The sequence below is a fragment of the Pseudomonas sp. MYb327 genome, from assembly GCF_040438925.1.
Lineage (GTDB): Bacteria > Pseudomonadota > Gammaproteobacteria > Pseudomonadales > Pseudomonadaceae > Aquipseudomonas.
The window spans coordinates 5,490,283-5,503,332 of sequence record NZ_CP159258.1 but is presented as its reverse complement, the minus strand read 5'-3'; the positions used below and the strand labels follow the sequence as shown (position 1 = coordinate 5,503,332).

The following is a 13,050-nucleotide window of genomic DNA, read 5'->3' as shown; positions in this document are numbered from 1 at the left end:
TTGCGGCGAGCACGACACGCTCCATGTGCTCCTCTGCATTTCGCAAGCAACGGTCTGCAATTGAATAGAATGTCTCACTACAAGCCACCCCCCAATTCCCCATGAAAACCTTCACCCCCGCCTTCGGCCTCGGCAACCCGCACTTGCAGACCTTATGGGGACCGCTGTGGCGCAAAACCACGCACATCGAGCGCGAGCGCGAACGCTTGTGGCTTGAAGATGGCGACTTTCTCGACCTCGACTGGCACGGCCCGCACAGCGCCGAGGCACCTTTGGTGCTGGTGTTGCACGGGCTGACCGGCTCTTCGAATTCGCCGTATGTGGCCGGGATGCAAAAGGCTCTCGGGGATCAAGGTTGGGCCAGCGTCGCGCTGAACTGGCGCGGTTGTTCGGGCGAACCCAATCTGTTGCCGCGCAGCTACCATTCCGGCGCCAGCGAAGACCTGGCCGAAACCATCAGGCACCTGCGGGCCAAACGCCCACTCGCACCGTTGTACGCGGTCGGTTATTCCCTGGGCGGCAATGTCTTGCTCAAGCATCTGGGCGAAACCGGCAGCAACAGCGGCGTGCTCGGCGCAGTAGCGGTGTCGGTGCCGTTTCGGCTGGACCAATGCGCCGACCGGATCGGCCAAGGATTTTCCAAGGTGTACCAGGCGCATTTCATGCGTGAGATGCTGGCGTACATCAAGAACAAGCAACGGCAGTTCCAGCATGACGGGCGCGAGGATGGCCTGGCTGCACTGGCCGCGCTCGGCTCATTGGAAAACATGCGCACGTTCTGGGACTTCGATGGCCGGGTAACCGCACCATTGAACGGTTTCGACGACGCCGAGGATTACTATCGCCGCGCTTCCAGCCGCTACTTCCTTGGGGAAATACGTACGCCGACCCTGATCATTCAGGCTGCGGACGATCCCTTCGTCTTTCCTCACAGCTTGCCGCACGCCGATGAATTGTCCGCCTGCACGCAATTCGAGTTGCAGGCCAAGGGCGGTCATGTCGGATTCGTCGACGGTTCGGTACGCCAGCCGGGCTATTACCTGGAACGCCGCATTCCCCAATGGCTGACCTCGGCAGGTCGCGAGTAAGCAATGGGCAGCGATCAGGGCGAATCGATTCACTTCTGGCAAACGGCACCGCTGGCCGGAGTCGAGTTGCTATCGGCGCGCTATATCGAGCAACGTTTCGCGCCTCACGTGCATGACGGCTATGTGATTGGCATGATCATGGCCGGCGCCCAACGGTATCGCTATCGCGGTGCGGAGCATTTGGCGGGCAGTGGCACGCTGGTGCTGATCAACCCTGATGAACTGCACACCGGTCACAAGGGCACGGAGGACGGCTGGTTGTATCGGGCGTTTTATCCGGACAGCGGGCAGATTCTCTCGCTGCTGGCCGAACTCGAACTGCCGACCCACAACCTGCCAGCGTTTGGCGCCACGCTGTATCGCGATGCGGACCTGGTGAACGGTTTTTGCCAGCTGCACCGCCTGCTCGAAAGCCCAGTCACCGCACTGCAACAACAAACCGCATGGCGGGAGCTGATGCTGTCGCTGCTGCAGCGTCACGGGTCGGTGCCTGATGCCGGCAAACCTGGCAAGGAACACCGGGCGGTGGCATTGGCCAAGGACTTGCTGCACACGCAATTGGCCGCGCCGCCCTCGCTGGAAGAACTGGCAGCGGCGGTGAACCTGTCGCCGTTCCATTTTGCCCGGGTGTTCCGTCGTGCTACCGGCATGCCGCCGCACACCTGGCTGATGCAGCAGCGCATCGCCCGGGCGCGGGCGTTGTTGCAGAGTGGTTGTTTACCGCTGGAGGTCGCGACGCAATTGGGCTTTGCCGATCAGAGTCATTTGAGTCGGCAGTTCAAGCAGGTGTATGGCGTGGGGCCGGGGGCGTATCGCAGTGCCGGGCAATCTCTCAGAGCGTGTGTCGAACTGTAGGAGCTGGCTTGCCAGCGATGAACGGTGACGCCATCAATCCGAAGCACCGCGTCGTCTCAATCGCTGGCAAGCCAGCTCCTACAGAAGTGTGCGTTTAATCGCCTGTGGCGATCCCGCGTGAAGGGTCATTGATCCACTCACTCCAGGACCCGGCATACAACGCCCCCAGCGGATAACCCGCCAGACACAACGCAAACAGGTTATGGCAAGCCGTCACGCCGGAGCCGCAATACGCCACCAGATCATTCGGCGACCGATCACCCAGCTTCGCGGCAAAACGCTGTTTGAGCTGATCCGCCGGCAGAAAACGCCCGTCGCTGCCGAGGTTGTCGGCGAACGCCGCGCATTGCGCACCGGGGATGTGCCCGGCAATCGGGTCGATCGGCTCCATTTCACCCTTGAAGCGCGGCAACGCGCGGGCGTCGAGCAAGGTCAGTTCGGGTTTGGCGAGACGTTTCTGCAACCGTTCTGCACTGAGCAGCAGCGAATCGTCAGGCGTGCCGGCAAAGGACCCGCGGGTGATCGACGGTGCATCCAGGCTCAACGGCAAACCGGCCGCGTGCCAGGCCTTGAGCCCGCCATCGAGGATAAACACGCCATCGCGCTTGCCCAGCCAGGCCAGCAACCACCAGGCCCGCGCCGCGAAAGCACCCGGGCCATCATCGTACAAAACCACTTCAGTGTCGGCGTTGATGCCCCAAGCTTGCAGGCGTTCGATCAAATCGGCCGGCTCCGGCAACGGATGGCGCCCGGTCACGCCCTTGATCACTTTCCCGCTGAGATCACGTTCCAGATCGGCAAAACTCGATCCGGCGATGTGTCCTTCGGCATAGCTGCGCTGACCGTAATCCGGGTCTTCGAGGGCAAAACGACAATCCAGAACCACCAACCCTGGCTGCTCCTTTTTCAGGTCCAGTGCTTGCGGGCTGATCAGTTGCGCAATGGGCATAACGGGCTCCTGTGATTGGGCGAAACCCGATCCTACTGCACTTCTTCCAGCGCTTGGGCCAGCGGCACGTAAAATTCTTCGAACAAGGCGTTCACCTCGGCCCGGGCCTGATCGGTGACGAATCCGGCCTCCAGGACCAGCACCTGATACACCCCGCGTTTAATCGCTTGCTCGCTGAGATGGCTGGAGTTTTCTCGCGTGGTGCACAGAAAGCGCACCCAGGACGTGAGGATGATCCAGGCATTGAGCGTCAGGGATTCGATCTGCACTCGATCCATCTTGAGGATGCCGGCCGCAACGAAGCCTTCGTAGATGTGCGTGCCCTGGATCAGGCAACGCTGTGAAAAACGCCGGTAGCGCGCGGCCAGATCAGAGTCGCTATCGAGCAAGTGCTCAAGATCGCGATGCAAGAACCGGTAGCGCCACATCGCCGAGAGCAATTCCTTGAGGTAGAAGCGCTTGTCTTCCACCGTGGCAGCGCGGCCCTGAGGCGGACGCAGGAAGCTGTCCACCAGGCTTTCGTACTCACTGAACAGCACGGCGATGATCGCCTGCTTGTTAGGGAAGTGGTAGTACAGGTTGCCCGGAGAAATCTCCATGTGGGCAGCAATGTGGTTGGTGCTGATGCTGCGCTCGCCCTGCTGATTGAACAGCTCCAGGCTGTTCTGCACGATGCGCTCGCTGGTTTTTATCCGTGGGGCCATGGCTTGAGCTTAACTTCAGAGTGCGTTGCCGGGCATCTTACGACCTATCCGCAAGGGGATAAAACAAAGCTGCGCCAGAATGTCATTTGACTTTCTAGAGCATAGACTCTAAAAAGTCCCTCATTACAATAAATCCGGAGCCGACCATGACTGCTGACATTTCCTACCTGCAAAACCTACAGCAGCCTTTGGATGAGCTCCAATCCCTGTTCGATGCCCAACGCGCAGCCTATGCCGCCAACCCGATGCCACCTGCCGCCCAGCGTCAGCAGTGGCTCAAGGCGCTGAAGGATTTGTTGAACAATGAACGTCAGGCCTTGATCGATGCGATCAGCCAGGACTTCAGCCACCGCAGCGCCGACGAAACCCTGCTCGCCGAACTGATGCCGAGCCTGCACGGTATCCATTACGCCAGCCGGCATCTCAACGGCTGGATGAAGGCGTCGCGACGCAAGGTTGGCGTGGCTTTCCAGCCAGCCTCGGCGAAAGTGGTGTACCAGCCGCTGGGCGTGATTGGGGTGATCGTACCGTGGAACTACCCGCTGTATCTGGCCATCGGGCCTTTGGTGGGTGCGTTGTCGGCGGGCAATCGAGTAATGCTCAAACTCAGCGAGTCGACGCCTGCCACCGGTTTGCTGATGAAGGAATTGCTGGGGCGGATCTTCCCCGAAGACCTGGTCTGCGTGGTACTGGGCGAAGCCGATATCGGTGTCGCGTTTTCGCGCCTGCGCTTTGATCACTTGCTCTTCACCGGCGCCACCAGCATTGGCAAACACGTAATGCGCGCGGCGGCAGAGAACCTGACGCCGGTGACGCTGGAACTGGGCGGCAAGTCCCCTGCCATCGTTTCCCACGACGTGCCCCTCAAAGACGCCGCCGAACGCATCGCTTTCGGTAAAACACTCAACGCTGGCCAGACCTGCGTGGCACCGGATTACGTACTGGTACCGGAAGCGCGTGTGGATGACTTCGTCGACGCTTATCGTCAGGTGGTTCGCGGGTTTTATCCGACCCTGGCCGACAATCCGGACTACACCGCGATCATCAATGACCGACAACTGGCGCGGCTCAACGGCTACGTCAGCGATGCCACCAGCAAGGGCGCGCAGCTGATTCCGCTGTTCGAGCAGGGTCAGGGACGCCGCATGGGGCATAGCCTGCTGTTAAACGTCAGCGATGAGATGACCGTGATGCAGGACGAAATCTTCGGCCCGCTGCTGCCGATCGTGCCGTACAAGGATCTGGATCAGGCGTTTGCCTATATCAATCAGCGCCCTCGCCCACTGGCGCTGTACTACTTCGGCTACGACAAGCGCGAGCAAAATCGCGTCCTCCACGAAACCCATTCCGGCGGCGTGTGCCTGAACGACACCCTGCTGCATGTCGCCCAGGACGACATGCCGTTCGGCGGCATTGGCGCCTCGGGCATGGGCCATTACCACGGACACGAAGGCTTCCTGACCTTCAGCAAAGCCAAGGGCGTGCTGATCAAACAGCGCTTCAACGCGGCGAAATTGATTTACCCGCCGTATGGCAAATCCATTCAGAAACTGATTCAGAAACTGTTTATTCGCTAACGATCCACACCGCCGGGTAATAACAAGAATGAGCCCAAGCCTGTCCGATACACCCGCGCTGTCACGGCGCGGCCTGCTTAAATTCAGCCTCGGCGCCAGCGCCTTTCTCGCCACTGCCGGGTTAGGCGCCAGCCTCAGTGGCTGCTCGTCGAGCGTTGCGGCGAGCGGTTTCGCAGCCCTGCGCAGTGGCGATCTGTTGTTTTTGCGGGCACTGATTGCGGTGATGCTCGAAGGCGCGGTGGCCGCTGAACGTATGCCCGATGCCGTCGAAGGCACCCTCAAGAGCCTGGACTTCAACCTCGACCACCTGTCGCCGGAAATGCTCAAACTGACCCGGCAATTGTTCGACGTGCTCGGCATGGCGGTGACCCGTGGACCGCTGACCGGAATTTGGGGCAGTTGGGAGAATGCCAGCGCCGGTGAGATCCGGCACTTTCTCGATCGTTGGGAAAACAGCTCGTTGAGCCTGCTGCGCATGGGCCACAGTTCGTTGGTGCAACTGGTAATGATGGCCTGGTACGGGCGCAAGGAATCCTGGGCTCATTGCGGGTATCCCGGGCCGCCCACCGTTTGAGACCGCGACTCAATCCTGTAGGAGCCGAGCTTGCTGGCGATAGCGTCAGCCGCTTCACCGCCTATTTCAAATAATAAAAAGAGAACCCTGAAGATGCCCGTACCCGACCCGTTCCGCGAAGGCATGGCCCGTGGCTGGAAAACCTACAACGGCTCGCAACTGAGCCAGGACCTGACCCTTGAAGCGGATGTGGCGATCATTGGCAGTGGCGCTGGCGGCGGAACCACAGCGGAAATCCTCAGCGCAGCCGGTTACAAAGTGCTGCTGATCGAGGAAGGCCCGCTCAAGACCAGCAGCGACTTCAAGCTGCTTGAAGACCAGGCCTACGCCAGCCTTTACCAGGAAGGTATCGGCCGCATGAGCAAGGACGGCGCGATCACTATCCTCCAGGGCCGCGCCGTGGGCGGGACCACGTTGATCAACTGGACCTCGAGTTTCCGCACGCCGCAGCCGACCCTTGAACACTGGGCCAAAGAACACAACGTGAAGGGCCACTCACCGACGGAGATGGCGCCGTGGTTCGAGAAAATGGAACAGCGCCTGGGCGTCGCGCCGTGGATGGTCCCGCCCAACGCCAACAACGACGTCATCCGTAAAGGCTGCGAAAAACTCGGTTACAGCTGGCATGTCATCCCGCGTAATGTGCGCGGCTGCTGGAACCTCGGCTACTGCGGTATGGGCTGCCCGACCAACGCCAAACAATCGATGATGGTCACGACCATTCCGGCGACGCTGGAAAAAGGTGGTGAGCTGCTCTATCTGGCCCGTGCCGAAAACCTTGTGATCAGCGGCGATAAAGTCACCGGGCTGCAATGCGTGGCGATGGACGAGCGTTGCGTCGAACCTACCGGGCGCCGTATCACTGTCAAGGCGCGGCACTACGTGCTGGCCGGCGGCGGGATTAACAGCCCGGCGCTGCTGTTGCGCTCAGATGCGCCCGATCCGCACCAGCGGTTGGGCAAACGCACCTTTCTGCATGTAGTGAACATGTCCGCCGGTTTGTTCGATGAGGTGATCAACCCCTTCTACGGCGCGCCGCAGTCAATCTACTCCGACCATTTCCAATGGCAGGACGGCACCACCGGCAAGATGGCCTACAAACTGGAGGTCCCGCCACTGCACCCGGCACTGGCAGCGACGCTGCTGGGTGGTTTCGGTCAGGAGAATGCCCAACACATGGCCAACCTGCCGCACACCCATGCCATGCTCGCGTTGCTGCGCGACGGCTTTCACCCGGACAGCCCCGGTGGCAGCGTCGAACTTCGCAGTGACGGCACGCCAGTGCTCGATTACCAGGTGTCACCTTATGTCTGGGACGGTTTGCGCCGGGCGTTCCACAGCATGGCCGAGATTCAGTTCGCCGGTGGCGCCAAGGCTGTCATGCCGATGCACGCCGATGCTCGTTATGTGAAAACCCTGGGCGAAGCGCGCACGCTGATCGATGGTTTGAGCCTGGAGTTGTACCGCACGCGGCTGGGCAGCGCTCACGTCATGGGCGGTTGCGCGATGGGTGAAGATGCGAAAACTGCCGTGACCGACAGCCTCGGCCGCCACCATCAACTGGGCAATCTGTCGATTCACGACGGCTCGCTGTTCCCCACCAGCATTGGCGCAAACCCGCAGTTGTCGGTCTACGGACTGACGGCGCAACTGGCGACTTCACTGGCCGAACGTTTAAAAAACTCATGAAAACGACGATTATTCCTATCGTCTATAGTGCTTTCTTACCCAACAGGCGACTTTCCCGACCGGGAAGGCTGCGATACCATCCGACTCCCCAACGCACTCCCGCCAGGACGCCGCGATGAACCGAGTGTTGTACCCAGGTACCTTCGACCCTATTACCAAGGGCCATGGCGATCTGGTCGAACGCGCCTCGCGCCTGTTCGATCACGTGATCATTGCCGTCGCCGCCAGCCCGAAGAAAAACCCGTTGTTTCCTCTGGAACAGCGTGTGGAGCTGGCCCGCGAGGTCACCAAACATCTGCCGAACGTTGAAGTCGTCGGCTTCTCGACGCTGTTGGCGCATTTCGCCAAAGAGCAGAACGCTAACGTGTTCCTGCGCGGTTTGCGCGCCGTGTCGGACTTCGAATACGAGTTCCAGCTGGCCAACATGAACCGCCAACTGGCCCCGGATGTGGAGAGTCTGTTTCTTACCCCATCCGAGCGGTATTCGTTCATTTCCTCGACGCTGGTCCGTGAAATTGCTGCCCTGGGCGGCGATATCACCAAGTTCGTGCACCCTGTGGTGGCGGACGCTCTTACCGAACGCTTCAAGAAGTAACCACCGCTCAATCGGCGCCCGCGTGCACTACGGGCGCCAATGCGGCACAATTGCGCGCATTGATTTATTGCGCCCGGGCCTGCCGCCCCGGCTGGAGTTAGCATGTCCCTGATCATCACCGACGATTGCATCAACTGCGACGTCTGCGAACCCGAGTGCCCGAACGCCGCCATTTCCCAAGGCGAAGAGATCTACGTGATCGACCCGAACCTGTGCACGCAATGCGTCGGTCACTACGACGAACCGCAGTGCCAGCAGGTCTGCCCGGTGGATTGCATTCCGCTGGACGAAGCCCATCCGGAGACTGAAGAGCAGTTGATGGAGAAGTACCGGAAGATTACCGGCAAGGCTTGAATATTCGATATCAGTTACGCAGCCATCGCGGGCAATGGCGCGGTCCTTCGGCAAGTCAGTCAGAACACTGACTATAGACCGCAGGCGTTTCAGCTCTGGCAGCGTGGGCAAAACACGCTGGCGCGCTGCCCGAGTTTCACTTCCCGCAACTGCGTGCCACAGACCTTGCAGGGTTCGGCGCCACGGCCGTACACGAACAATTCCTGCTGGAAATAGCCCGGTTGGCCGTCACCACCGATAAAGTCGCGCAACGTAGTACCGCCGCGCTCAATGGCGGCGGCCAGTATGCGTTTGATCTCGATTGCCAGTTTCAAATAACGCGCACGAGAAATGCTCTTGGCCTCCCGGCGCGGATCGATACCCGCGGCGAACAGCGCTTCGGTCGCGTAGATATTGCCGACGCCGACCACCACCGCGTTGTCCATGATGAACGGTTTAACCGCCATCGAACGCCCACGGGACTGCTGGAACAAGCGCTCACCGTCGAACAGGTCGGTCAACGGCTCCGGCCCCAGACGAATCAGCAATTCGTGATTGAGCGGGTCTAGACTCCAGAGCATCGCGCCGAACCGTCGCGGGTCGGTGTAGCGCAGGGCCAGGCCCGACTCCAGTTCGATGTCCACGTGCTCATGCTTTGCCGCCGGCATGCCGACTTCCACCAGACGCAAATTCCCCGACATGCCCAAGTGGCTGATCAAGGTTCCGACTTCGGCGTTGATCAGCAGGTACTTGGCACGCCGCTCCACCAACACGATGCGTTGACCGGACAAGCGCACGTCCAGGTCTTCGGGGATCGGCCAGCGCAGACGCCGGTCCCGCACGATCACCCGGCTGACGCGCTGGCCTTCCAGATGCGGCGCAATGCCGCGACGGGTGGTTTCGACTTCTGGCAGTTCAGGCATGGCGCTCTCGAGTCAGGCTCTCGTATAAGAAGAACGTCCGAGACTCAGCGGTGAGAGCCAAGGTCGCGAATCGTCTGTTTGAGCGTCTCGAAATCGTAATCCGAGAGGCCAACGTAATCGAGCACCAGATGCGCGATGCTGTTCCACTCGTGGTCCTCGGTCTGGTTGCCCAACACCCGGTAGGACGCACAAATGTGCTCGGCCATCTTCAGGATGGCCAACAGGTTCTTCAACGAGCTGTTGCGCGACGACTCGTCGCTGAATATCGCCAGGGCATTGTGGTGATTGGCGATTGCGGCGGTCACGTGATCCGGCAGGCGCCAGGACTTGGCCGTGTAATAACCGACCACCGCGTGGTTGGTGTTGAACGCCTGGTTCTCGGTGTCCACCACCCGGCATTCAGCACTGGCGTTGGCGTAAGCCTCTTCCAGTACAGTCATGTAGTTGGGGAATCGTTGCAGCATCAGCGGCACGCCACAGTCGTGAAACAGACCCAGCGCATACGCCTCATCGCCGTTCTGCACACCGATGCGCTTGGCCAGCGTCAGGCAGGTCATCGCCACATCCTGGGCGGTGTCCCAGAAACGGTTCAAGGTGACGATGGTGTCGTCGTTCATCTCGCCCTTGATCGACTGTGCGTTGATCAGGTTGATGATCGACCGGCTGCCGAGCAAATTCACCGCACGCTGGATCGAGGCGATCTTGTTGCTCAGCCCGTAATACGGCGAGTTGACTATTTTCAACAACGAGCCAGAGAGGCCAGGATCCTGGGAGATCAGCTTCGCGATCACCTCCAGGTCCGGGTCAGGCATGTACTGCTCCATCTGCAGGTCCACCATGATCTGCGGTTGGGCCGGCACACTGATCCCTTGCAGGGATTGCTGGATTTGTTCGGGAGTCAGCTCTTGGGACATAAGTACACACTCTGGGCCAGGCGCAGATTCTAGCTTTTCTGAATTGGATCCGACACCTTGACCGGCGCATCGATTGAAGTTTCACCCCATCACCGCATGTCCATCCGCCAAACCGCGGCCTTGCGCAACACGCTATACTCCCGCTCTTTTTTCCGGAGCGACGACATGTCCCTGCCTAGCCTGCGCCTCAAAGCCAATGCCGACCGTCGTCTGCGCAACGGTCATTTGTGGGTCTACAGCAACGAAATCGATGTAGCCGCGACACCTTTGCACGGTTTCAAGGCCGGAGACCAGGCGATCCTCGAAGCCGCCGGCGGCAAGCCGCTGGGCATCGTTGCCATGAGCCCGAACAACCTGATCTGCGCCCGTTTGCTGTCGCGCGACATCAAGTTGCCGCTGGACAAGTCGCTGCTGGTGCATCGCCTGAACGTCGCCCTGTCGCTGCGTGATCGCCTGTTCGACAAGCCGTTCTATCGCTTGGTCTACGGTGATTCCGATTTGCTGCCGGGTCTGGTGGTCGATCGTTTCGGCGACATCCTGGTGGTGCAGATCGCTTCGGCGACCATGGAAGCCCATAAAGATGACGTGATCGCGGCGCTGACTCAAGTGCTCAAGCCAAGCGGCATTCTGTTCAAGAATGACTCCGCCGCCCGTGACGCCGAAGGCCTCAACCGCTATGTCGAAACCGTGTTTGGCCTGGTACCGGAGTGGGTTGCACTGGAAGAGAACGGCGTGAAATTCGAAGCGCCGGTTATCCAGGGCCAGAAAACCGGCTGGTTCTACGATCACCGCATGAACCGCGCTCGCCTGGCCCCGTATGCCAAAGGCAAGCGCGTGCTGGACCTGTACAGCTACATCGGCGGCTGGGGCGTGCAGGCTGCCGCTTTCGGCGCCAGTGAAGTGTTCTGCGTCGACGCGTCCGCCTTCGCCCTCGACGGCGTAGAGCGCAACGCCGCGCTGAACGGCTTCGCCGACAAAATGACCTGCATCGAAGGCGACGTGTTCGAAGCCCTGAAAGAGCTGAAAGCCAGCGAAGAACGGTTCGACGTGATCGTGGCCGACCCACCGGCGTTCATCAAACGCAAGAAGGACATGAAGAACGGCGAAGGCGCTTACCGCCGCCTGAACGAGCAAGCCATGCGCCTGCTCACCAAGGACGGTATTCTGGTCAGCGCATCGTGCTCGATGCACCTGCCGGAAGACGATCTGCAGAACATCCTGCTGACCAGCGCCCGCCACCTGGACCGCAACATCCAGATGCTGGAACGCGGCGGCCAGGGCCCGGATCACCCGGTGCACCCGGCCATCGCCGAAACCCGCTATATCAAGAGCATTACCTGCCGGTTGCTGCCTAACAGCTAACCGCTGTTCCCTGTAGGAGCGAGCCTGCTCGCGATAAAACGCAAAGACACCGCGGATAGCCAGATACACCGCATTATCGTTGACGTTTTTCGCGAGCAGGCTCGCTCCTACAAAGGATTCAGAAATCCCCCACGCTTGCCTGCATTGACTTGCTTTTCCATTAAATCAATCCTCGTTCACCCCTCACGGAATGAGTGCGTTGATTGATGCCCCCCGCCAGAAACGCCCGAGAAAAGCCGTTAATCGTCCTGTTGTTGATGACCATGACCCTACTGGGCGTTTTCCCATTGGACGTGGTTCTTCCTTCCTTTCCCGACCTGTCGGACTTCTTTCAAATCCCGCCGCCCGACGTTGCCCTGTCTGTCAGCCTGTTCGCCGTCAGCCTGGCATTCTCCGTGATGCTGGTTGGACCGCTGTCGGACATGTGGGGTCGCAAGAAGCTATTGCTGGGAGGTATCGCCCTCGCGGCGATTGGCGCAATTGGATGTGCAGCAACCAGCGAGTACAGCTGGTTTCTGGGTTTTCGTGTGGTCCAGGCGATCGGTTGCGGAGCCTTTTCGCTGTCACAAGCGCTGGTGCAGGATTTATTCATTGGCCATGAAAGGCTGCGACTCAGGATCTGGATGGTGACCGGAGGCGGGGTATTCATTTCAATTTCGCCGTTGCTGGGGACCTGGCTGCAATTGCAGCTTGGCTGGCAGGGCAGTTTCTACGTGTTTGTCACCCTCGCCGTTTTAGTCTGGTTAAGCGCCTGTTGGCTGCTCAAGGAGTCCTCGTCGTTGCGTCCGGCATCGCGTGGGGGATTTTTCCGCGCTTACCGGCATGTCTGTTCAGATGCTCGCTTCCTGGGTTATTGGCTGATTTCAGCCTTGGCCTTCGCCTGTCATTTTTCGTTCATCGTCACTTCACCCATTATTTTCATGGAGCATCTGGCCCTTTCACCCTACGAGTACGCCTGGGCGTTGTTGCTGTACGGCGTTGCGTATATAGGCGGCGGCGCAGTAGCCAACTTCCTGCATCAACGTTTGCAAGCCAACACTCAGATCATTCTCGGCCTGGGGTTGATCGCGGTTTCGGGCGTGGTGATGCTTTGGCTGACTCGCCACTTCGGTCTCTCTGCCGGGACGGTGCTGATTTCCATGCTGATTTGTACGATCGGCACCACTATTACCAGACCCGTCGTCAACTCCAAGGCCATGAGTGTTCATCCGGAATATGCCGGGACCTCGACCTCGGTCGGCGGTGTGCTGATGTTCCTTTGCGGTGGCGTGATCAGTACGGTGGTCAACCGGGTACCGGAGGACCTGACCCTGACCACCGCTCTGGCCATTTGCTTCCTGACGTTGAGCTTCGCAGGCCTGGGACTGAATGCAGTGATCAACCAACGGAATAAACAGGCACTCGATATCGGCTGATACCTGCCAGTCGTCATCTCGCACGCACCGTCAACACGGGATCAACGCTTCCCGGCATTCCCTCCAGCCGCC

General features: G+C 59.9%; 13 protein-coding genes. 9 read left to right on the top strand and 4 right to left on the bottom strand.

What is annotated here, in order from left to right; genetic code table 11:
- Positions 1–101: 101 nt before the first annotated feature.
- The gene (locus ABVN21_RS24855) at positions 102–1,088 is read left to right on the top strand and encodes a hydrolase (protein WP_339556540.1); all 987 of its coding nucleotides are present in this window, start codon (positions 102–104) and stop codon (positions 1,086–1,088) included.
- A gap of 3 nt (positions 1,089–1,091) precedes the next feature.
- The gene (locus tag ABVN21_RS24850) at positions 1,092–1,943 is read left to right on the top strand and encodes an AraC family transcriptional regulator (protein ID WP_339556539.1); all 852 of its coding nucleotides are present in this window, start codon (positions 1,092–1,094) and stop codon (positions 1,941–1,943) included.
- Positions 1,944–2,037: 94 nt separating this feature from the next.
- Here ABVN21_RS24850 and ABVN21_RS24845 read toward each other — a convergent pair whose 3' ends face one another.
- Together ABVN21_RS24845 and ABVN21_RS24840 are read right to left on the bottom strand one after the other, a co-directional pair.
- Complete coding sequence (locus ABVN21_RS24845) at positions 2,038–2,892, bottom strand: sulfurtransferase (RefSeq protein WP_339556538.1); 855 nt, start codon at positions 2,890–2,892, stop codon at positions 2,038–2,040.
- Between the two features lie 32 nt (positions 2,893–2,924).
- On the bottom strand, positions 2,925–3,596 hold the full coding sequence (locus ABVN21_RS24840) for a TetR/AcrR family transcriptional regulator (protein ID WP_339556537.1): 672 nt from the start codon (positions 3,594–3,596) through the stop codon (positions 2,925–2,927).
- 146 nt (positions 3,597–3,742) lie between these two features.
- Here ABVN21_RS24840 and ABVN21_RS24835 point away from each other — a divergent pair, with 146 nt between their 5' ends.
- The 5 genes from ABVN21_RS24835 to ABVN21_RS24815 all read left to right on the top strand — a co-directional run bounded on the left by ABVN21_RS24835 (position 3,743) and on the right by ABVN21_RS24815 (position 8,385).
- On the top strand, positions 3,743–5,173 hold the full coding sequence (locus ABVN21_RS24835) for a coniferyl aldehyde dehydrogenase (RefSeq protein WP_339556536.1): 1,431 nt from the start codon (positions 3,743–3,745) through the stop codon (positions 5,171–5,173).
- A gap of 28 nt (positions 5,174–5,201) precedes the next feature.
- Positions 5,202–5,747, top strand: coding sequence for a twin-arginine translocation pathway signal protein (locus tag ABVN21_RS24830; RefSeq protein ID WP_339556535.1), 546 nt, complete (start codon positions 5,202–5,204; stop codon positions 5,745–5,747).
- Between the two features lie 93 nt (positions 5,748–5,840).
- Positions 5,841–7,436: a GMC family oxidoreductase gene (locus tag ABVN21_RS24825; RefSeq protein WP_339556534.1), complete on the top strand. Its 1,596-nt coding sequence runs from the start codon at positions 5,841–5,843 to the stop codon at positions 7,434–7,436.
- Between the two features lie 115 nt (positions 7,437–7,551).
- Positions 7,552–8,031, top strand: coding sequence for a pantetheine-phosphate adenylyltransferase (gene coaD, locus ABVN21_RS24820; protein WP_007939322.1), 480 nt, complete (start codon positions 7,552–7,554; stop codon positions 8,029–8,031).
- Between the two features lie 102 nt (positions 8,032–8,133).
- Complete coding sequence (locus ABVN21_RS24815) at positions 8,134–8,385, top strand: YfhL family 4Fe-4S dicluster ferredoxin (protein ID WP_003195146.1); 252 nt, start codon at positions 8,134–8,136, stop codon at positions 8,383–8,385.
- Positions 8,386–8,474: 89 nt separating this feature from the next.
- Here the strand turns inward: ABVN21_RS24815 and mutM are convergent, their stop codons facing one another.
- Positions 8,475–9,287 carry a bifunctional DNA-formamidopyrimidine glycosylase/DNA-(apurinic or apyrimidinic site) lyase gene (gene mutM / locus ABVN21_RS24810; protein WP_339556533.1) on the bottom strand — a complete coding sequence of 271 codons (813 nt, stop codon included), beginning with the start codon at positions 9,285–9,287 and terminating at the stop codon, positions 8,475–8,477.
- A 44-nt stretch (positions 9,288–9,331) separates the two neighbouring features.
- Complete coding sequence (locus ABVN21_RS24805; RefSeq protein ID WP_339556562.1) at positions 9,332–10,147, bottom strand: HDOD domain-containing protein; 816 nt, start codon at positions 10,145–10,147, stop codon at positions 9,332–9,334.
- A 219-nt stretch (positions 10,148–10,366) separates the two neighbouring features.
- On the opposite strand from ABVN21_RS24805, the gene ABVN21_RS24800 reads away from it, so the two are divergent.
- Together ABVN21_RS24800 and ABVN21_RS24795 are read left to right on the top strand one after the other, a co-directional pair.
- Positions 10,367–11,563: a class I SAM-dependent rRNA methyltransferase gene (locus tag ABVN21_RS24800; protein WP_339556532.1), complete on the top strand. Its 1,197-nt coding sequence runs from the start codon at positions 10,367–10,369 to the stop codon at positions 11,561–11,563.
- Positions 11,564–11,769: 206 nt separating this feature from the next.
- On the top strand, positions 11,770–12,978 hold the full coding sequence (locus ABVN21_RS24795) for an MFS transporter (protein ID WP_339556531.1): 1,209 nt from the start codon (positions 11,770–11,772) through the stop codon (positions 12,976–12,978).
- Positions 12,979–13,050 lie beyond the last annotated feature (72 nt).